Annotated in this window: 10 protein-coding genes; 3 read left to right on the top strand and 7 right to left on the bottom strand. The window is 55.7% G+C overall.

Annotated elements, in window-relative coordinates; all coding sequences use genetic code 11:
• Positions 1-932 precede the first annotated feature (932 nt).
• The gene (locus tag JET17_RS11630) at positions 933-2,894 is read left to right on the top strand and encodes a methyl-accepting chemotaxis protein (protein ID WP_012314172.1); all 1,962 of its coding nucleotides are present in this window, start codon (positions 933-935) and stop codon (positions 2,892-2,894) included.
• A 587-nt stretch (positions 2,895-3,481) separates the two neighbouring features.
• On the opposite strand, the gene JET17_RS11625 is transcribed toward JET17_RS11630, so the two are convergent.
• Positions 3,482-7,144 (bottom strand): DEAD/DEAH box helicase, encoded by a 3,663-nt coding sequence (locus tag JET17_RS11625; protein WP_012314171.1) that lies wholly within the window; start codon positions 7,142-7,144, stop codon positions 3,482-3,484.
• 3 nt (positions 7,145-7,147) lie between these two features.
• Positions 7,148-8,068, bottom strand: a complete 921-nt coding sequence (locus tag JET17_RS11620) for a hypothetical protein (RefSeq protein WP_012314170.1) — start codon at positions 8,066-8,068, stop codon at positions 7,148-7,150.
• Between the two features lie 504 nt (positions 8,069-8,572).
• On the opposite strand from JET17_RS11620, the gene JET17_RS11615 reads away from it, so the two are divergent.
• Positions 8,573-9,514: an SMEK domain-containing protein gene (locus JET17_RS11615; RefSeq protein ID WP_012314169.1), complete on the top strand. Its 942-nt coding sequence runs from the start codon at positions 8,573-8,575 to the stop codon at positions 9,512-9,514.
• 62 nt (positions 9,515-9,576) lie between these two features.
• Here JET17_RS11615 and JET17_RS11610 read toward each other — a convergent pair whose 3' ends face one another.
• The 5 genes from JET17_RS11610 to JET17_RS11590 all read right to left on the bottom strand — a co-directional run bounded on the left by JET17_RS11610 (position 9,577) and on the right by JET17_RS11590 (position 20,471).
• The gene (locus JET17_RS11610) at positions 9,577-13,788 is read right to left on the bottom strand and encodes a DEAD/DEAH box helicase (protein WP_012314168.1); all 4,212 of its coding nucleotides are present in this window, start codon (positions 13,786-13,788) and stop codon (positions 9,577-9,579) included.
• A gap of 30 nt (positions 13,789-13,818) precedes the next feature.
• A complete protein-coding gene (locus tag JET17_RS11605) occupies positions 13,819-15,903 on the bottom strand; it encodes a hypothetical protein (protein ID WP_146018917.1) in 2,085 nt (694 codons plus the stop codon).
• Between the two features lie 415 nt (positions 15,904-16,318).
• Positions 16,319-16,999, bottom strand: coding sequence for a DUF2290 domain-containing protein (locus JET17_RS11600; protein ID WP_012314166.1), 681 nt, complete (start codon positions 16,997-16,999; stop codon positions 16,319-16,321).
• Positions 16,996-19,158, bottom strand: a complete 2,163-nt coding sequence (locus JET17_RS11595) for a DEAD/DEAH box helicase (protein ID WP_012314165.1) — start codon at positions 19,156-19,158, stop codon at positions 16,996-16,998. The genes JET17_RS11600 and JET17_RS11595 overlap by 4 nt, the downstream gene beginning before the upstream one ends.
• 404 nt (positions 19,159-19,562) lie before the next feature.
• Complete coding sequence (locus JET17_RS11590; RefSeq protein WP_042111950.1) at positions 19,563-20,471, bottom strand: site-specific integrase; 909 nt, start codon at positions 20,469-20,471, stop codon at positions 19,563-19,565.
• A 172-nt stretch (positions 20,472-20,643) separates the two neighbouring features.
• Here JET17_RS11590 and JET17_RS11585 point away from each other — a divergent pair, with 172 nt between their 5' ends.
• A complete protein-coding gene (locus JET17_RS11585; protein ID WP_012314163.1) occupies positions 20,644-21,618 on the top strand; it encodes a DNA-binding protein in 975 nt (324 codons plus the stop codon).
• The last annotated feature ends 109 nt before the right edge of the window (positions 21,619-21,727 follow it).

Raw genomic sequence — 21,727 nt, 5'->3', positions numbered from 1 at the left:
CCAGATTGGCTAGGCCATTCAAATTTCAGTTGCAGCGTAACTACCTAGATGGCGAGTGCCTCTCGGCCTCCGATCGTGGGAGCCTAAGAGTTAGACATACACCAGCCTATTGCGCCCCAAAGGTGCAACTGCTCTGATCGATGCACAAAACTGCAGCGCCCCCCCCTTTTTAGGGACCAAGCGAGCTTTTCCGATTCTCTCTTTTCGCCAGCAACACGTTCCATCCAATCGGAACAGCACCAACTGATGACGAATGATCGCTCTCCGGCATTGCACATCGCGTAGGCGAACATATTGCCCCTATCGGCGTGCACTGTTTGTGGTGCGAACGAGCTCGCCATATCGAATCGCACGACGCTACTTGGCCTCCACACAAGATCGTGGATGACCTCGTCGAGTGATATTGAGGCTTCTACAAGTAGCCACATAGCCGCTTCTCGTAAGGCTGGGGGCCGACCATCGTCGAACAGCCCAGATCAGTCAGCTTGATGTGCATATCCGAACGTGCACTTCGCAGCCAATCCTTGGCGCGACTCCTGAGGGGAATTTGTAGGTCGCACAAAATTGAAGGGTCATGGCGAAATCAGAGGCGATTCGATGTTGCTGGACCTCGACCATTTCAACTCGATCAATGATCGGTCTCACGGTTAGCTCCGACCCACTGCTGACGCTTATCGGTGGCGAGGTATTTGCAGAGGTGAGTTAGGTCCCCGACATGACATGGGCGTCCCTTGACCAACGCCTGCGGGCTGGCCTGCATCACTGAACTGGTAGCTGCGAGCGGCGTCCCGGACTCCCGCCAGTCCCCCATTGGAGGGCCAGTAGTGGTCTCGCGACCGGGCATCAGTTGCTGTCCAGGCAGACGTTCTTTGTATGAGACCGAACGCTCAGATGCCTACTGAATAGCTCTCCTTCTTTTTGAGGCCATAAGCATGCTGTCCAATGCCCCCCTTCGCCTGAAGCTGTTGCTGATATTGATCTTTCCACTCCTGGGGTTCCTGTGTCTCTCCAGCCTGTATGCCACTGACAACTACCGTGCCGTGCGCGACATGCAGTCCACCGTCAGCGCGAGCAGTACTGTCGATGGCCTGAGTCAATTGATTACCGCCCTGCAGCGCGAACGGGGAGCCAGTGGCATCTTCATTGGTAGCCGCGGCACCAGCCTGCAGGATCGCCTGCAACAACTGCGCAAGAACAGTGACCAGGCCATTGCTGCTGTGCGCCGCCTGCCCGACGCAAAACAGGATGATAACGAGAAGTTACTTGCGGCTATCGAGCACCTGGCCGACACCCGCGAACAGATAGATCGACTGGCGATCGATAGTAGCGAATCCGGCACCCGCTACACGAACATGATCCAGCAATTGATCAGCTTTACCCAGGCACTGGAGAACCAAGTCAATGATATTGCCGTCGTGCATGCCCTCGCAGCACTCAACCAGTTCATCGAACTGAAGGAGCGCGCCGGTCGGGAACGTGCGCTGCTTGGCATCGTGTTCAGCCAGGACCATTTCAATGAAGTGCTTTTGTCCCGTTTCAGTCGCAACCTGGGAGAGTTCTCCGCCTATGCCGACGGCTTCCGTCGCCAAGCATCCGCAGCCTCCCTGAAGCAGTTCGAGACGGTTCTGCACACAGCCGATGCCCTTGAAGTAGCTCGCTTACAGCGGGTGGCCATCGAGACACCGCTGGGTCAACCCCTCGGCATCAAGCCCGACAGCTGGTTTGAAACCTCGACCCGACGCATCGACCAGATGAGCACGGTGGAACATGCATTGGCGGCCAATGTCGCCGCATTGGCCAACCAGGCGCTCCAGCATGCCAAGCGCGCATTGTGGCTGACGCTTGCCGGTACACTGGCGGCAGTGCTGCTAGCCGGGCTGTTCTCGTGGCGTATCATCCGCACGATCGGCGGGGCCGTACGGGACATCAATGCTGTACTGGCAAGCCTTGCCGAACGTGACCTCACCGCCAGGACTCGCTATCGCAGCCAGGATGAGTTTGGCCATATCGCTGACAACCTCAACCGCATGGCCCACGAAATCACCGACATCATCCAGGAGATCGGTCACGCGACCGCTCAAGTGGCCACTGCTGCCGATGAGTCCTCTGCGGTCACCCTGCAGACCAGCCGCAGCGTCGAGCAACAGCGTCAGAGCACCGAACTGGTGGCGACCGCCATCAACGAGATGAGCGCCACAGTACGTGAAGTGGCCCAGAGCACTAGCGCTGCTGCGAACCTGTCGCAACAAATTCATGCTAGTACGGCCCAGGGACGCAGCGAGATCGAAAGCACCGTAGGATTGATTCGTGAGTTGTCGGCACAAGCGCAGCATACCGCGACCATCCTCGGCGAACTGAAACAGGAGAGCGATACGATTTCCTCGGTACTGGATGTCATTCGGGACATTGCCGAGCAAACCAACCTGCTGGCCTTGAATGCGGCCATCGAGGCGGCGCGCGCCGGTGACCATGGCCGAGGCTTCGCCGTTGTCGCATCGGAAGTGCGCACCCTGGCCCAGAAGACTCAAGAATCGACCGGCAGCATCCAGCAAATGATCAGCAACCTGCAAGCCGGGTCCGACCGAGCGAGCACGTCCATGCACGTGACCCTGGCCAAGGCTCAGGACGGAGCCCGCCGAATCGGCCGTGCCGGTGAACTGCTTGCTGCGATAAACGAAGGTGTCGCGAGCATCAACGACCGAAACATTCAGATCGCGTCAGCCGCCGAGGAACAGAGCGCCGTATCCGAAGATATTAACCGTAACGTCACGGGCATCAACGACCTGGTGATCCAGGTCAGCGCCGGCGCACAGCAGACTGCTGTCACCAGCCAGGAACTGGCGCGACTCGCCGAGCATCAGCAGGTGCTGGTCAGCCGTTTCAGGCTGGCTTGACGCAAGGAAGTCACCCGGTGTGCAAGCATTCATATCCAGCGGTTCGAAGCCCCTGGCTGTTTACGGCTATTAGTCGGTCCTGGAGTGAGGCGCATTGAACATTCAGAAACCAGAGCGCCCCTGGTTTCTGAGTGAGTCGTGCCTAGGTCCCAAGGGCTGGCGGCAGTTATGCTGAAGCTAGCCCCAGCAGCCAACGAAGAGTGATAAGCGTATCCGTCCGGCCAACACATCTTCCTGTCGCGACCGCCGAAGGCCATGGTGTCCACCTAATTAAGTGGACACCATTTCTGGCCCATCAAGCGGATTTCCCGTGCCACCTTAGCGCCGCACCTACAGCAAATCTCAAAGCCCAGGTCGTTCAGACATCGCCTTGGTCTACAGCCTCAATGCCAACCCCGTCCACAAAAAGATTCGGCTGCACAATCAGAAAACCGCGGCTATTCAGCCGGCGTTCATCCCGCTGCACCCTCACGTACTCGGCGCGGGATCGCATCACCAGCACATCAGCATTTGCCTTGAAATCCAACCCCCACGCACAGAGTTCAGACGGCAACCATCAAAGTGATCAATTAGCAGCATTGGGCATGTCAGGAGCTTCGGAAAACTCGACGCACGTAACTCATACCTCGTGAAACTTTCAGCTCGTAATCATCGCGATACGAAATACCAGCTATGTCCTCACGCGTCGTACTCCTAGCCAATTCAAATCCAGAGGCATCGAGCCAGATTATTTCCTCACGGTTTGGCAATGGCAACACCCTATAAAGGCCTTTGTGGCCGTCGGTCCCAGTTAATTGGGCCCCTAGTTTCTGAGGCTGAGAGGACTCTTTCATGGACAACGGTAAGCTCTGCTGCCACTGTAGAAAGTACTGAGGGTCAATCCAGTCTTCCGACTCGATATCCGTATAATTTTCCTCCATCCAGTTTTTGAATTCTTGTCGAAGAACCTGAGCCTCATCGCGCGTACCCGCTAGACCCTGCGCTAGAGCGAACGCGACGAACGGCTCAAGTGTTCCCCATCGCAACATCTCTCTAGCCCAGAAACCGAACCACGGCAGTCCCGTGATCTCTTTCCACTCTTTTAGAGACGGGACGGAGCTCGGATCGTCGGCACCCTCGGACCATGCACGCGCTACTACGGCGCCTATCGCAACCCCTAGTCGAAACTCCAAGTTATCCGATACAAAACGCTGCCACGATCGTAGGTTCTCAGCAGATGGTACCTTTGCATCTGGCGCGCACATCCACCACGCAAGCAGAGACTTCCAGCTTTTGAGTAGTCCTTGATCGGCCACACTGGAACGTACCCGGAAGCCAAACCCAGGATCCTTGGATACTAAAAGCCCCAAGCGCTTAAAGAGATCAAGACGCTGCTTTGGACCGGAGGAGCCATAGCCCTGCGCCATCTTCAGTATCTCACTAATTTTCGGCGCAATGCGTTCAAACCTTCGACCCACGTACGGAGTGAAGCCATACTGATATAGACGTCGCCTTTCATCGGTATCGCTATATAGCGTGCCAACAATACCTTGCCCACGTCGTACGAATGCCCGCTCTAGCCAAGCTTCTTCAGCGCTCACAACCTTGCTGAACGTGTACTTCCATACTTTTTTAAGCAAAGCTTCTGTCTTGGCAGGAGAGTCCACCCGCGCCCCAACTGTTGCCAGCTCTTCTATAGCCGTCAGCAATACGCCATCAAGCTCATCTAGAGAATCCGCAAGCCTAGACTCATCATCAGCATCAACTAAACCAGCCTTTACGCTGATATCGTCAGGCGCCGTCTCTTCGAGCCAGTCCAGGAAGTACTCCTCATCAACTCCAAGCAAAGTTTGCGCTTTTTCCCGAATCGCCTCCAGTAACAACGTCAGAGGACTCAGCACCTCATTGCGCTCCTTCTCTTCTGAGCGGAGTCTATCCAGCAAATCATTATAGTGCTTTCGCAACTCCTTTATCTGCCCCAGCTGAGTTCGGATCTGCCCTGATGCTGTCGTTGACGGCTTGGTGGGTAGCGCCACAAGCGTTATACCCTCCTGACCTTGAGATGCTCCTGGTCGGCCGGCGCGGCCGGCGAGATTTCTAAATTCTGCCGCAGATAAGGGGTTAACTTTGGATTGGTTTTTGGTCGGGTCAAACGATCGCCGCGTTATCGATGGAACTAGAATAAGATCGAACGGCAGATTAACGCCTTCCGTCAGGGTTGCAGTAGCAACTGTAATCGTACAGATCCTGCGATCGATAAGGGCCGTCATCAGTCTTCGAAGGCGCTGAGGCATCTGACCGTGGCTTGTAGCAATGCCATGATCCAGCAATGAGACCTCATAGGATGTTTTGCCACAGTAATCCACGCAGCTTGCTCTGGCTGCTTTAAATAGAAGGATTGCTTCAGGGTCTGTCGGGCCCGAGAATCGACAGGCATCACGCCATTGAGGTAACTCAAGTGCTTCCTTAAACCACTTCATTGTCAGTTCAGGCTGCTGGGCTATGGAAATCAAGACGCGACGATCTCCCTCCACCAAATGCATTGCGGTCCACAAGACATTCACTTCGTTATAGCGAGCGATGCTGTTACGCATCGTCGCTGGCAACTGCGGCATCGGGGCTATGCGCAGTGGAATGTAAACTGACTCATCTCGACCTCGAACCTGGAGTTCTGCCCCGTTCAGCAAGTCGAAGCTCATCTGCCCCGCTTCGCCCGAAGTTGCAGCGAGCGTTCCTATGAGTTGTCGCGTACTTCTGTAGTTTGCGCCAATAGGCTCAGCTTCCCTTACTCCTTCAACCCAACAGGCGACAGGCGTTGCTGCCCCGCCGGCGACAGCAGTCAGAGCAACGCGCGCAATTTTCGGCGCTCGAGCTAACAGTCGCGAAACAAAACTCTCTAGACGCAACGTGCGACTGCTATGTTCCGCGAAGTCCACCTCTGCTCTATCGCGATCAGCGACTACGACCTGATGTGCCTCATCAACAATCAGAAGCCGCAGGCGAGCAACGATCAATGGGCCGACATAGCGCATTATGGCGTCAGCCTTCTCGACTGTGGCGATCAGGACTGTTGGCTTGTCGGCCCTCAACCAGTAATCAGTAATCCCCCAATCGGAACCACCATAAAGACCTGTAACAACAAGATCACTACCCAGCTCACTGACTAGCTTGGCTTCCACCTCTCCCGCTAGAGCTCTGGAAGGCACCAGATAGAGGGCAAGCGGCCCAGACTGATCGTCCGGCGCAAGCATCAGTTCTTTAACCAGCGCAAGGTTGGCCACCAACGTCTTCCCTGAGCCTGTCGGAGTACAGAGGGCGAACGAGGCAGAATTGAGCAAACGCTCCAATCCGCGGATCTGGGAAGGCCACAGGATGCCGCGCCCCCGTCCGAACTGGTCACGAGCAAATCTGCGCAGGCGATCCACTCGCTCCGGCTTAATCTCGGCCAGCTGCAAAATTGGGCCATAAATGCTCGAAGAGCTGTAGCTTTCGGCGACGGTTGCCAATAGCGAAATGAGCATAGAGAGCTCATCGCCATATGCTCGGGTAGCCATTTTGTCGAGCGCCTTTAACTTTCGAAGGCCCTGCTGCGTGCGACCGCTGTCGCCTTGCATCAGCGAGGATGCTATGACACCCAAACTGCGCACCAGCTCCACAACAAAGTACCATTCAAGGCTTCCAGCTTCGCGGGAGGTCCCAAGTTCTCCTGACGCCTCTGCTTCCGCTGGTTCCCTATCCGCTAACAACCGCATAGAAGATTCACGCTCTGTCAAGTGGGGATTCTGCCGCCAGAAAGCTAAAGCCCCCTCAACAACCCCATTAAAATCTCCGCTAAGAAACTTCGAAAGTAACCGAGTGCCATCATCAGCAATCTCCAACTGCCCTAAAAGGGCCGTTGCCATCGCTGGCAGCCCCCCGAGCTGAAATGCCGCAGCAGCCAGCAGCCCTGCAGGAGCAAAGCTTGAAGGCTCCTCCTGCATCCGTGTGAGCCATTCAAGTAGTTCAGCGGCTCTACGAAAGCAATCTTTGGCAGATTCTGATTCTGGTCCATCCAGTTCGCGACAAATCTCGGCGGCGTGTATCAGCCTATTTGCGTCATGGATTAGCTTTTCCGACTCGCCCTCATGCCACTGAATGGGCGGTACACGCCAAGTCGTTTGTAACCCACGAACGAAAGCCCGAGCATGCTCAGGGTGGAGACGGTTTTCGCTCGCTATACCGAGGCGTACTTGCTCCGCAAGATTTAGTCGTTTTTCCTCAAAATCAGTCATGCCTTAGACCCCATTCCAAAGGCTCTCATAAATCATATCTATCAGGTCCTCACCTCCACCCGACAAAATCAGCTCGACTACCTGAAGATCGTGCTCCGATTTATAGTCTTTGGGCATTTTTTTCCAGTCGATTATGGGGGTCGCTGACTCCCTGCCCTTGAAGTCGTTACCACAAATGAAGACAAGATTTGTTCGTGGAATGGGGGTTGCGTTGTTGAGCAGCAAGGCCTGATCGATCGAAAAAATAGCGGCCTGGAACTTTTTCGGATCGGATTCCTTGAGCAATTTCTGAAGCTGTCGCATTCCATGCGGTATGTTCTTGTCGCGCTCACTGAGCTGGTACCAAATTCCCTTGCCATCGGCGTCTTTCAATAAGCTCTGTACGACAGCTTTACCAAGCGTCTTTCGCCATTTAGCCTCACCAGCAAGGTACCGCTTCACCTTTCCGTCAGCATCCAAGGCTATTGCCAGGAAGTCTGATCCGTGGCGACCCAGCATCTGGCGCGTAAGCTGAGCGTCTCGTGCCAGCGCAAAAAGATACTGTTTGGCGTCCTCATGGTGACGAAAGAGGAAGATCGGGACCTGCCATTCGTGTTTACCGACGTAGGTGTAGTGCTCAGTAAGCATCCCCGCCATCACCTCACCGAACAGCCCTCTTCGCGCAACGATAGGCAAGCATTTGGGATAAGTAGCGTGAGAACCGGCGCTCCCCGCATCAGGGTGTAAATCGATACAAATTTCTTCGTGAAAGTGCTTTCTTGCGTCCAGGTGTGCCGATTCAAAGTATGGCCGAAATGCCGCTGCCAACGCTGCGTCGCTAGCTCCAACCTGCTCAAGCAACAAATGACCATAGCTGCCCTTTGTAGACGGGTACCCGACCAACCAGTTTTTGAGGACCTTTTTGGGCAGTTTGTATGTATGCAATTGTTCTCTCCATGAGCAACGGAATGGGCTTTGCGGCGCGTATGTTACCGATCCAAATTGTACATAGATTGGGAATTTTTTTGCTCAGCAAATGAGCTAACAAACGAGCAGTCATCGAAGGTCGCGCAGCCCGGTGGTTCACAATTGAGTCGATCCGGGCTTCGTAGCGGCTGTTCCGCTCGGATCTGGTCGCTTTGTCCTGACTTGCTAGTAGCTGGTGAACGTCTGTCCAAACTACACCGGCGAGGCATATGCTCAAGCCAGTCTGAGCAGCCAACGATGAGTGATAAGCCGGTTATCGATCCTTGACAACCAAATGGAAAGCACACCTAGCTCTCGATGACTAGCCGTAGTTTTCGAACACAAGGCTTCCCCGCACATTAAAAATTTCGCTCACATGCATTATCTAGAACGATCCATTCGGCATTGCTCCAATCAAGACTGTGCACTAGAGCGGGGCGATGTTAATCTGAGCGTTTCTCAACACTACGACTTAGGTGCTCCATGCTGGCCCATGAAAAACTAATGAAGTACATCATTGAGAATCTGACGAGAATCAGTGTACAAGCAGAACTCTTGGGAAAAGTCCATTTTTTCGATCATCACATTGCATCTGAACATTTCTTCCAACAGCTTCTTAACCAGGTCTACGGCTACCAGCTCACGAATGCGAACCACACCCGGCTTAACGCCGCAGCCATTGACCTTTGCGATCCTCACCGCAAGTTGGCGATTCAAGTCACAGCGCAACGCCAGGCGGCAAAAATTCAGAAAACCGTAGATAATTTCGCCAACCATGGGCTGGGCAGCACCTACTCGACACTAAAAGTACTTATTATTGGGAAGCGAACTGGAACTTACAGTACAATCTCAGTTCCACCAACTGTTACTTTTAATGGAAAAACAGACGTCATTGATCTCGCTTCACTGGTCCACGACATCACCAAACAGTCCACGACAGCCCTACAAGCCATCGTGGATGTGATGAAGCGTGAGATCACTTACTGTCAGAATGCTTCAGCGGTTGAGCAGATGTCTGATGAAGACGCTATTCTTAAGCTTCGTAATTTGATGGATCGCCCTGCGCTGCAAGACCCGTGGCAATGGGAAGTTAACCTCAATGCTTTCCAAGATGCCATTACTGATTTAATCGAGGCCATCAACACGGGCCATATCAGCGGCACCCTATCTACGAAGCCTAGATTTTCGTACAGTGACAAAATTATGGCTAGTCAGTTGGCAGCGATCTACCACCAATTGCGCCTGCTTCGTCAGCTTTTCCGTAAACATGTCGCCTCTGGCGAAATTGACCCTTTCGCCAATCGATGCATGTTCGCAACGGCTCAGGCGGGCGCGGCATTTGATGCTCAGCGTAATGCTATTAATGCTCAATTCAATGTATTGCTGGCGCAGTTCAATCATCCCGCACTTCCTGCGGTCGGCTAGCTTCAGCGCTTTCTCATATGCCGCGGCAGCAGGCGGAGCATGAATCCGCCTGCCTGGTGAGCTTACGACTGAGGCTGCTTGCAGCGGAACGAGCCTTGACGTCGGTTGATGATCCCCTCGCCCTCTTTAAATGGTATCGACATGTCCGCGCGGCTGTCGAGGAAAGTCTCGGCGAAGTACTTGAGCAATCTGGAGTCGCGCATGATCTTGATATCACCCGGCAGATGGTTGATGACCTCCTGACTGGCCAGTACGATCAACTTCGCTCGCGGTCGGGACGACATAACATTGAAGCGATTGAGTGACAGTAGAAATTCGTCTTCGTCGGCAATGGCATCGGGGTCTCCCAATGCATAGCTGGCAATGATGACATCTCGCTGCTGGCCTTGAAAACGTTCGACGGTGTTCACGGCATCACGAATCAACTGAGCGTCGTCACCCATTGGTCCGAATAATGCCTGCAAACGAGATACCACCAGTGCCTTATGTGCTCGGTGTGGCGTGACCACGCCGACGCCGCTCTTCCAAAAACTTTCCGCATCATGCAGATCGTTCCCGACTGCATCCGGTAGGTTGGCCAAATTCTTCATAAGATGCCGCCGCAGCAGCACGAGCATTGCCGCGACCGTTTGCGCCTCGAAGTCGTTCCATTGACTGCTTCTACCCTCAGGGTAAATAAATGCGGAAATAGGTTGCGCCGGATCCAGCAGCATCGACAATTCTTCGGCGAACTCAATACTGGGTGGCCAATCCTGGGGGCGCACCTTCGGTAGCGGTACGTCTGTTGCGATCCGCAAATCAGGGAAGAATGCATTCAATTCTGCCGGGTACCCCGCAAAGCGGCTGAACCCCACAATGGCCGCATTGGAACGGTAGTTTTCCAACAGACTGGCCGGTTTAACACCGCGATGATCAGCCACAAAGTCATAAATCGAACCCACCAGTTTCTCGAGACCAACGGGCGGTTCAACTTGCTGAATAGGCGGCAATTGCTTAGGGTCACCCACTACAATCACGGCGCCATTGGATGCAATGGGAGCCAGGGCGAGGACTGCATTCGCCATATCCATTTGCGAAGCTTCATCGATCAACACAACATCAAACAATGGTTCTGCCGCATTGTTGTTGACAGCCGCGAACTTGGTGACCTGCTGCGGCGGTGCCGACACGATGACACTGCAGAGTTTCGCTCGCAGCGTCGCATGCAACTCGCGAACTTTGGGATCCATAGGATCATTCAGCAGATCAATCTCCGCTGCCAGCTCCTTCGACGCCGCCTTAGCACCAGAACGCAAGCGTACCAACTGCACCGCCCCGGTCTCTTGCGCCCCTAACTCCAAGATCCTTTTGAAACCCTTCACCACGACGTTGTCGGTGGCATCGTAGGTATTGCTGGTGACCAGAATACGTATTGGATTCTCCGTTTGCTGCGAGTCCACTAGCAGTCCGAGCAGAATCGCCCGCAACGTCTCGGACTTTCCAGTACCCGGAGGCCCCCAGATTAATGCCAGGCGCTGCTCCACCGCCTGACGCAGGGCAACCCACTGGCTGTCATTCAATCTGACGCCATAGCCTTCGAGGCGCGGTCGAATCCTGGTTACGCTTCGCTCCGTCGGGGTATGTGCCAGCGTTGCGGTATTCCACAACACCTCTTCGACCGGGACCGAAGCGCTGACTTTCTTGACGGCCGGCTTGCCCAGTACCTGCAAAGTCGAGATTCCCGCCTTTACGGCGAGCGGGGGATTACCAATTGCCTTCAGTGCCGTTTCCAAGCGTTTGGTCAAGTAGTCGGTCACCAACTTGTCCAACACCACGTCTCGACTCAAATCTAGATTCGGTTCGATCGAGCGCAGAAAATCATCAACCTCCGGGTCCAGATACACTGCAATACAACGCTTGTCACGGTCAATCGCCAGAATCTTGGTTCGGGTTAACGATGTTGCGTAACCGTACGGGTTCAGCTTGATCCCGGGTGGCAACGGTTGACCGCCGGTCACATCACCCACCCGCTTCATATGAAAATCGCCCATGGACGCCGGCGACAGAGCGCAGAGGAAGTCGCCCGGTTCGAACTTCGCTTCCCGAGAATGCTGACCAAGCCGATAAATCCGAACGCCGGGCGCTTGAGCGACCCCCAGCGACATTGCTGCCTGATGAGCCTCAGTCCCCACCAGCTCGCGCTCGAGTCGGGCCGCCAGGTAGCGCGCCTCGCGCTCGTGTACCGGAGTGGCCATGGTGATGGTTTGTTCAAGTGCCGCCACCTGAGCGTTCAGTTTGGCGTAAGCAAACCAGACCTGCCCATCCGCGCTGACCTTGTCCAACATAGACGGTGCTTTGATATCGGCGATCTTCGGCGATCGGCTGCGCAGAGCACCTTTTAGCTCCACGCGCAAGCGATTAACAATCGACGCCGTCGCGCGCAACTTGGTAATGACCGTCGATCTGAGCTGGGTGACCTGCTGACTCCAAGGGCGGGGGGCACCCATCCGGGTCCAAATTTCATGAGCCCGCTCTGACGGCACTTGGTCGGATAAGGGATCCTCGAAAATGGTGGGAACTCGGAACTCGAAGGGTGTTTGGTCAGGCTTGATCGGCGGCCGGAACTCGCGCGCCAGAGCCAACAACGAGTAGTAATGGGGAATCGGGGCCGCGACCAAGGCTTGCACCGCGTTTCGCACGATGGTGATGGGCGCATTTGCGGAGCGGTAGCTTGCGTTTTCGATCAACTCGTCGCCAGGGAACAGCCAGGCCAGCTTTTTAAGGTTGCTATCGGCCATGATGTACTGCAAGTTGCGGCCAATGACCCGGATTAGGTGCTCATACGTCACCGAGTCCCAGAGGTAGATCTGGACAGTAGCCTTGGGCTCTGCCTTCAGCGCAGCGCTCAGCGCTTTGCTCAGGTAAGTCAGGAAGTTCAGCAGCTCTCGGCGCTCGCTCTCAATGCTGCGAATGTCATTCACGAATACCTGCGCATCGACGCGCTCGGTCTCGCCATTAATCCTGGAGAAACCGCCTATGCCGAACGCCAGCGTCAAACCACTTCCGACGTCAAAGTCTGCGGAGAGGTACAGGCTGAGGTCCGACCAGCTAGGCAGCACTGCAGAGGTACCCGAGCCTGAAGGGATACTGCTGACTTTAGTAGAGAGGGCCTGTGCCCTGCCCGCCACGACCGTGCGCGCCGCTCGTAACCGCGGGTGACAATCAAACGCCTCATCATCAGCAGATAGGCCCGCCAAGGTTTCTGCCTGGGTCACTGCACGATCGCCCAAGGCCCGTCGTGCACCCCGAGGCAAGAAAGCAATCGAGCTCAGGTGACCATCCGATGCTGCACGCGGTATGCAATGCTCAGCATGAGGCACAACATCCGGGTTCCAGCTGTAGCCCAAATATTCACAGCCGCTGCAAGCGGTACTGACGTGATAGTCCTGGCCGCGCCAAGGCCTCTGGAGGGCGGTACGCAGTTCAACGTTGAAAAAGTAACGCAGCCGCGGAGCGAATACTTCGATTTCCAGGGTTTCGATGTCCAGTTGCAGAGCTGCTCGCAGCTCCGCATCCGAGGCTTGCCTACCCTCCTCGCGCCTGGCCGCTTGTAGCTTGACGATCTCAGCCGCATCGTGCGAACCAGGCCAGATCGCCGCCTCGGCAACCACGGCGAATCGGTCGGCGAATCCCTGATCCTGCAGCCAGCCGGCGAGCGCAAGCGAGTAGTAGGTGATCTCGGCAAAATACGAGGCACTAGGTTCGGCTGTCATTTTGATGTCAATGACCCGAAGCCCTACCCGACCATCGGCAGGATGCACGGTGCCATCAGCGTGAACGATCCGCTCAATGTCCTCCGGTGCAATCACCTGGATCAAATCGGGAATGAGGTTTGCAAAGGCGAGTTCGTTAGTGACACTCATCTCGTCAATGGTCAACGCTCGCGTAAACGTCTCACCAACCTGGAATTCCGGCCGTACGAGGAACATACCGGGCAATGCGTGCGCGATGACCGTCGACAGTTTTTGGTCTTGGTAGTCGTTATTGGTCTTTATACCAAGCACCGCCCTACCACCAAAGGTTACCTCGAGGTCATGGAGCTTGGCCTGCTCCCAACGCCCACCCTCCTCAGTCAGCGCGTTCATGCCCGTACGCCCCACCGCCTTGGGCGGCATTTCAAGCACGCTGCGCGCAGGCTCGTACTGTTTGTTGTGGGGATAGAGCATCAACGCCAGCTGGCGCGGACAATCGGTACGAAAATAGTTGCTGATAACCCGCTTACTGAGATAAGGCACTGGCGTTTCCTTCCACTTCAATTGAGCTGTCTAACGCAACGCCTCCTTGAGCGGTACGTGATCAAGCCCGACTTTTTTATTCTTGGCCAAGGCTTGCCCCACAAGAAAGGCCCTCCTCAGAGCAATCGCGTCAATTGCATTAAAGGCTATCGACAGGCAACCATATCGATCGCGCCATTCAGCAACCGCCACATCTGCGGCCAAGAGGTCAGCTGGGGAGACAAGCAGTTCCTGCGTCTCACCCACAAGACGCCGGCCACGTCGCAGGATGAAGATGGCATCCCACAGCCCGCGCTCGCCCTGTCCATGCAAACCCATACCCACTTCACCAGGCATTGGCAGAACACGAGTAACGTGTAAGCCGGTAGCAGCAATGGCCTCTGCTAGCGCTAACCACGCAGGTGCTTCGGTATGCCGATAGCTAAATGCTACCACCCCTTTGGGGCGCAGTACTCGTTCAATCTCTGCGAACGCCTCGCCCAGCCCGGTGATGAAGTGTTGAACACTCTGTGGCTGGTGCTTGCGTGCGACCAGGCTCTCGCTCATGACATGATCACGGGGCAAACTGCCGATCACCCCCAGTGCTTTCAGCCAAGGGGTGAAGAACTGAGCAAGCTCGGAATACGCAATGTTGTCGAAGTAAGGCGGGTCTGTCATGACCACGTCGACAGAGCCACTTTTGAGAAAGCTCAGTGCACGTGCGCTGCCGAGGTGGATGCGTCCTGGACGCTTCGACAATCGACGCGTAACAGAAATGAACTCCGCTGTCGCCTTTGGTTCTTTAGGGGACCTAGCATAAGCGGCGGCCTGCCCCAACTTACGAACAGTGTTAGGGAAGCTTCCTCGCCCCGTCCGCTCGACCCAAGGATTCAATTCCACTGGCCGTTGAATGTGACGAAACGCGCGGACAGAAAAGAGTGGAGTCAGACGACGCCAGCCATAAGCATAGGAAGCCATCATGCAGTTAGTCGTCAGATGGTCGCTGAATGCCATGGCTATGAATGATCGAACCGGGTCCGGCAATTCGGTTATTTCTTTCAATAGCCACGCCAAATGCAAAAGTTGCCGGTCATTGAACAGCTGAGACCATTGACGGTAGCCGTACGCGGTCAAGCGTTCATCAGACCAACCCTCAGCTTCAATCGGGTCCGCCGGTAAGGCGAGACTGCCCTCGGCCAGACCGCGGCGCAATACCATGGAAGCCTCCGCGTACTGCTGACGGTCATCGTCACTGGCGCGCCTGAACACCCGATTGGCAATTGGCACTACCCGACGGTCATCGGTGCGGGGTATCGTCTCGACGGCAAAAAGCCGCCAAGCGGGGACACCGCTACGACGACCGTGGTCAATCAACGGTTCCGCATGCCCACAGTTCGGACACGCCGCTCGCCCCCCCTTGCCCGGACCTGCGTCACACACTGTGTGTTGACCGCAGGAGGTACAATCAAACGCCCGCGTGCCAGAGACAAGCGTCGCCACTTCGTCACAGTGCGCGCACACAGCATGACGCACTTTTCCGTCATCGGCGAGGATGTAGCTGGGGTGAGCATCGAAGCTAGTCGAACACTGCTGGCAACTGACATGCTGCACCCAGAAATGATGCAGTACGAGATCATCACCGGAGCGATGGAACTCGAGCACCTTTTGTCCCACGCGTGCCTTGAGTTGCTCCAGGGCCGGTTGCAAATCCGGCATGTCGGCAGCATCGAGCTCGAGTTGACTGACTGCACACGCGACTGGATCGACATCGCAGCCGTGGACGTTAGCACCCAAGCGAAAGGCTTCAAATACCGAGGTGCCACCACCTACAAACGGGTCCAATACGGTAAGCCCTTGTAGGTCAGCAGCTCCGTAATACAGCGATTCAAAGTCAGCCCCCGGCGCACTCGTCACTCCAATTAGCAAGCTTCGAAACACGGAGGGCAGGCGGCGGGCAAACCACTTATGGGCGGTGTAGATAGGACGCGGACGCCGACCGTCTCGCATGGCAAAGCGTATCAGTGTCTCAACTGGAATTTCGTCAGCTTCAGCAAGGGTTAGCGCAGGGATGGTCAAACGTTGCTTAGCTGGGGCAAGTAACGCCAACGCAGGATTCGGAGTGCTTACATCACCCACTGAAAATTCTCGCTTTTAAATTTGACAACTGCGGTAGCCGATTGCCCTGAGACAATGACTAGACCGGGCAGGTCGTCCGCTAATAAGATGACCGGCGATAGTACCCTGTTGACCGCTTCGGGTCACCCAAACAGTCCTTCGGATGAGCCTCATGAAAGGCTGGTGCAGCCTCACGCAGGCTGGCCCAACAGAACAGCCACCCTGCCCTCGTGCCGGGCCTGCCGTTGAGCTCGGTCGCCAGCTGCGTTTAACTGGCACCACCTGCCTCCCATCGAGGACGCCTTGGTTTGCACTCACTTGAGGACAGACCGAGCTCGGGCATCAATCCGCGCCAGCATCCTCAGCGTGATCTTGCCCGAAGACGGCCAGAGCTAACTGAACGCTGCCGGGATCTACGGGCAGTGAAACCTTCGGACTATTCTGCTCCCGGTACGGTCAAGTGAATCAGCTTTTGCTCGTTGACACTGATACTGGCATCGAAAAAATGCTTGTGACCAGGAAACCGCGAAATGAATTCGTGCTTATCGGTTTGATAAAAATTCCTGACAATGAACTCAATGAATTGTCGTGGCGTGAGTGGGCAGTGCACGGGGATACGGCATCCTTCAACATCCCCAAGCGTCAGGTGACAGGAAGGATGCGCTACATCCTTTGTAGCGCCCAAGTCATAATCGAAACGTATGGGAAAGGGAACCAAGCGACGACTGACAATATCCACGTACAACTCCTCGCGCAAATAAACCTCCGGATCATCTTGAAACGGACGCAAGCTCGGCGAGGGATAGTAGGCGAGCCGATGCTTGACCAAAGAGTCCCTGTCAAACCGATACGACAACTGCAGCAGGCCACCATCGATTAGCTTCAGGCAAAATGATCGGTTGGCAAAAAGCTCCTGATACAGATCACCATAGTCAATATCGCCCATGGCGAGAGAAATCGCCTCGGCACCATGAAAAGTAACTTCCCACACATCAGGGCCGATTTGTCTCATCGCAGGAAAATTTTGATCATCCGCTAGCCCGAGCCCTATGAGCTCAGCCGTCAGACACTCCAGATCGTGCCTGACCTTCTCACGCGCCGGCGCATGTCGACTCATTTATTGCCACTCAACAGCGCAAGCAATTTCGCTCGCGTTTCACCGTCAAGATCCTCAGGATTCAGTTCACCCGTTTCTAGGGCGTGAGTCAGCTCCTGCGCATTGTACTTCTTTTGCTCCAAGCGCTGCTTGTCATGCTCCGACAAATCACGATGAACAATACGCAATTTACTCAGTTGCGCGTCGGTGGGGTAGACCATGTCCAATCGATACTGATGCTGCTTCAACTGCGCATACTCTTGCACCAACGCATCCATGCCAGGTCCATGACCAACCACCCGTACCCAACCCTTGCTTCGGGTAATTGCGGTAAACAGTCGATTGCGCAGCGTCGACAATCCAGCACCCACGCCATCACATTCCTGTGCATTAATGACGTACACCATCCCGGCCTCGTTACCCTTGGCCCGATAGATACCGGTGAAGGTCACCGAGCCCAAATCAGAGCGGAAGAAGACATCTTGGTCAGTATCGACGCCGGCCAGGTGGCTTTGAATACCTCGACCAAATAAGGTCTTTCGTATTGCGGCACAGCGCTCACGAGCGTTGATTGGATTAGGGTTGATCACGATGACATCATCGTAACGCAGCTCATCCTCACTCAGGTTCTTCTCGATCTGCTGGGCAACCCAGTCATTCTGTTCGGCTTCACTGTTGAACTTGATAATCTGCACCAGCTCATCGATGGACGAGTGGGTTTCGAGGAACAGAGGACTGGTTTCATCGGTTCGCTCCAACGACACTCGTGCGCCCTTTCTCAGGTCGCCCGTGTGGACGCGATAACCGATCTCCCCCCATAGAGCAGGCTGTTCAAACATCTGCACCAGGCCAGTCTCCGCCATTTTTGGGGGAGCACGGTAGACTCCGAAACCCAAGGCATGTGCGGTGACCAGCACCGGTCGCGAATTCCGATAGCATTTTTGCAGAATCACGTCTCGCCGTTGCTGGTGATCTCCGGCGAACGAGACCAGGGCATTCCCTTCTTCATCCGCTCCGAACAGATCTTCAGGCGGTGGCAGCGATGTACCGGACAGGTTTTGCAATTCATCGTACGCATAAACCAGCCGCTTCGGCGCCTTAAGCATGGAATAGCACAGCTGCAGGAAACTCGGCGAAAAATCTTGCGCCTCATCTACCAGAATGGTGTCGTAGACATCTAACGACTTGTTGATTTTACTGAGCGCGGCCTTACAGGCGCCGTCAAACGCCCGATTGCTGCCACCAAAGTGGCTACTGGCAGTGCGAAAATCGTAGAAATCAGTGCCACTCTGGCGGCACGCTTCGTAATACATCCCATCTCGCTCCGCCCCGCCAGGAGCGCCCCAAGCATTCAAGATCCGAAGCTTGGTCCAATCGGGTTCTTCACCACTCTGCTCGATACAGAAATTGTTGATCAACCGTTTAAACTGCCCCTTCAAAGAACGAGTGTTAAAGGTTACGGCGATTCGCCAATCGGGCTGTTGGGTATGCAGGTAAGCGGCTTTTAGCGCTAGCACGATGGTTTTACCCGAGCCCGCCAAGCCGCGAATACGCTGTACCCCTTCAACGGTCTCCACGACAGCACGATTCTGCCGGTAATCCAGGGTGGCAATGGAGTCTTCCAGCTTTTTCAGCTTCGCACCGAGCGAGTCGACGCGCGTCACTTCACGTTTTGAGCGGCTCTTGCGGATTGACGACAGGCTCTCGATGGCCGACGTCGTCAGGCGATAAATTTCATCATCCGCATTGTCCCATTCCAAACTCTGTATCAGCGACGCGAGATTGTGCTCATTCGCCAGCGGGTAATCTTCTTGCGCATGACTTGCAAGATTGATCAACGATGGCGCGAAGGTGATGACATGCAACTGCGGCAGGAGCTTCCGCCCCTTCATCAGGTCTTTATGCAGTTTCAGCTTCGATTCGATCTTGTTGACGAGATCATCTTGACGATCAGCATAGTCGCCTAGATTCTGCCCTTCTACTATATCGAAGAGAATGACGCCTTTATCGGGATTCAAAAAAGTCGCATCCACGAAATACTTGCCTTCGGGAGTTGCAATCAATGGGTAACCGAAGAAACAACTACCATCAAGACCAATGGTATTTGCCAAACAGTCTTCAAGGGCGGCAGACGCAGCGGGTTTGCCATTCGTACCTCGGGTGAACTCCACTGTATTCATAAAGGCATCCAGACTAAAGGGGTGAGTGTCGCACACTGCTTCACACAATCATGCCGAGGAGTATACGAACAATAGAAGGCTACAGCGACCCCCTCCCCTGCCTCTAAGCGAGTAGCTGAATCAGCTAAAACGGCCATTACCCTGCTGCGCATCACACGGTGGACGATGCACTGGAGCAAGCGAACGGAAGAGGTTCCTACCACTAGAGCGCCACGCAGACAGAGCCGAGCCCCTCAGTCCCTGGCCAAGTTGCACGCTTCAAGACTGTCGCCCTGGGCCGAGGCATAGCCGTCAGCCGTGTTCAGGGCGACTACCAGATTGCGCGTACCGTTCCAGGTGGTGCTCACTGAAATGATGGGCCGACGACCCAGCAACAGAGTACCGCAGGCAGCGTTTTGACCGCGTTACTCCGCCCACGCGCCAAATGGCGCCTTGCTATCTATATAGCGGGTTGCCGTTTGGATGTCGCGCCACCCAACATAGTCCATCAGAGCTTTGCTATTCCACTGATTCGCACTCGCCCAGGTGGCAAAGCCTCGACGCAAGGAGTGCCCCGAATAGCCCTGCGGATCAACGCTGCTGCTGAACATGATTTGCCGCAGCAGCCGCGAAATACTGTTGGGATTCAGCGCCTGTGCCGAGAGGTGTCCCCACCGATCGACAGCGCGAAACAGTGGACCGTGCTGGATGCCACTGCACTCCAGCCACTGCTCAACGGCCGTTACCGGGCACAGTCGCTTCAGCGCCGGCACACTCAGCTGACGACCCCGATTGCTGCGATCAGTTTTACTGCTGGGCAAAAATACCACGAGCCCCTCTCCCCGGCGTATCTGTAGGTGCTCAGTCTGCAGCCGGCACAGTTCATCGCCGCGTAAGGCCCGCCAAAAGCCCAGCAAAAGCAGGGCGCGATCCCGCGCGGCGCGCAGGCGTACCGCCTTCTCGCTACTGACCAGCGCCTCCTCAAGGCTGTCGACACAGGCCTGCAAATCCTCTAACGCCAGAGCCTCGGCCTGCTGCTGCGGCTGCAGGTGCAGTGCCTGGATGCCACGCAAAACATCGCGCACCCGCGCCGTCTTAGTCGGATCGCTAAAACCATGCGCCCGGTGCCACTGGGCCAAGGCCGCCAAGTGTACGCGCAATGTCCCGCTGCTCAATTGCGCCCCATAGGCGGCCAGGTAGCGCACCACACTTTCGCTGGACGCCGGCAGCAACCCGCCCCACTCCGCCTCGAAGTGTGCAATGGCTTGAGCATAGCGCCGCTCGGTACTGGCGCGACGCGCGGCCCGGAGATAGCGCTCGGGCAAAGTGTCCACACCTTCCTCCCGCTGTACCCCGTTCACTGCCAAAAAACCTGAACAGCGTGATCACGTTCGAGAATCTGGGCTTCTCAAACGTCAGTCTGTCCGATTATTGGTACCGAATCGGGCACCTGTACACGTGTACTTCCATACTGTTTGAACAGTACGAAAAAGTGGGAGCAGACCCATGGCCCGCGCCGGAATCAACAAAGCCCTCGTGCAGCGAGCACGGGATGCCCTCCTCGCCCGTGGTCTGTCACCCAGTATCGAGGCCGTGCGTGCAGAACTCGGCCACACGGGCTCGAAGACCACCATCCTTCGCTACCTGCGTGAACTGGACGTGGCAGAACCCCATCCGCCACAGGTGAACCTGTCGGAAGAATTGCAGGCGCTGCTGCAGAGTCTAGCTGAGCGTTTGGCGAGTGAAGCGCAGGCGACGGTCGCCGTCGACCGCGCCCGCCTGGAGCGGCAACAAGCGGCCTATCAGCAACAGCGCGCGGTAGAGGGCGCGCGCTTCGAGCAGTTGCAAGTGGCACATACCGCAGAGATGGAGGCCCATCGGCAGTTGCGTCTGCGGGAAGTGCAACTGACGGGCCAACTGCAACTGGCCGAAGGCGAGCGACGGCGCCTTGAAGAAGCCTGCCGGCAACAGCTTCAGCTCCTCGAGGAGCGTGCGACGACGATCCACTCGCTCGAGACCAAACACCAGCAGGCACGTGAATCGCTGGAGCACTTTCGCCAACAGCATCAACTGCAACGCCAGGAAGAACTGCAGCGGCATGATCAGCAGTTAAGTCAGTTACAAACCGAGGTGCGGGGATTGCGTGAACAACTCGCTGTCCGCCAGGAAGAACTGACTCAACTCTACCGAGATCTGGAACGTTCGACCGGCGCTCAGGGCTACCAGCAGCAACAGCTCCGTCAGCTCGAGCGTGAGTTGAACGCCGCGCAACAGCACTTGGCGGCCGAAAAGCTGCTCATGAACCAGGCGCATCAGCAGGCAGAAATAATGGCGAGCGAGATCACCTTGCTACGCGAGAAGTCCAGGTCTTACCTCCTCGCCCACCGACATGACCAGCGCCTTCTGCGTGCGCAGGCGCAACAACTGGCACGCCTGCAAGGCTTGGTCGAGCCGGGGTCATCCGACAGTCCAATTCCTTAATGACGGATCAAGCCTGGCGCGGAGTCGTCCCTCAGGCGAGCGTAGGTGTGTGCCTCAGCGCATACTCGGTAGGAAAGTTAAGAAAAAATGCAGGAAAAACTCAAAACTG

The organism is Pseudomonas putida (genome assembly GCF_016406145.1).
Taxonomy (GTDB): domain Bacteria; phylum Pseudomonadota; class Gammaproteobacteria; order Pseudomonadales; family Pseudomonadaceae; genus Aquipseudomonas; species Aquipseudomonas putida_E.
The sequence above is the reverse complement of the archived record's forward strand: the minus strand, read 5'-3'. Positions and strand labels throughout refer to the sequence as shown.

What these genes read in the sequence shown, in the direction of transcription:
- JET17_RS11615 (WP_012314169.1), top strand. Translation starts at nt 8,573, where the DNA reads ATGCTGGCCCATGAAAAACTAATGAAGTACATCATTGAGAATCTGACG.
- JET17_RS11630 (WP_012314172.1), top strand. Translation starts at nt 933, where the DNA reads ATGCTGTCCAATGCCCCCCTTCGCCTGAAGCTGTTGCTGATATTGATC.
- JET17_RS11595 (WP_012314165.1), bottom strand. Translation starts at nt 19,158, where the DNA reads ATGAATACAGTGGAGTTCACCCGAGGTACGAATGGCAAACCCGCTGCG.
- JET17_RS11625 (WP_012314171.1), bottom strand. Translation starts at nt 7,144, where the DNA reads ATGACTGATTTTGAGGAAAAACGACTAAATCTTGCGGAGCAAGTACGC.
- JET17_RS11600 (WP_012314166.1), bottom strand. Translation starts at nt 16,999, where the DNA reads ATGAGTCGACATGCGCCGGCGCGTGAGAAGGTCAGGCACGATCTGGAG.
- JET17_RS11585 (WP_012314163.1), top strand. Translation starts at nt 20,644, where the DNA reads ATGGCCCGCGCCGGAATCAACAAAGCCCTCGTGCAGCGAGCACGGGAT.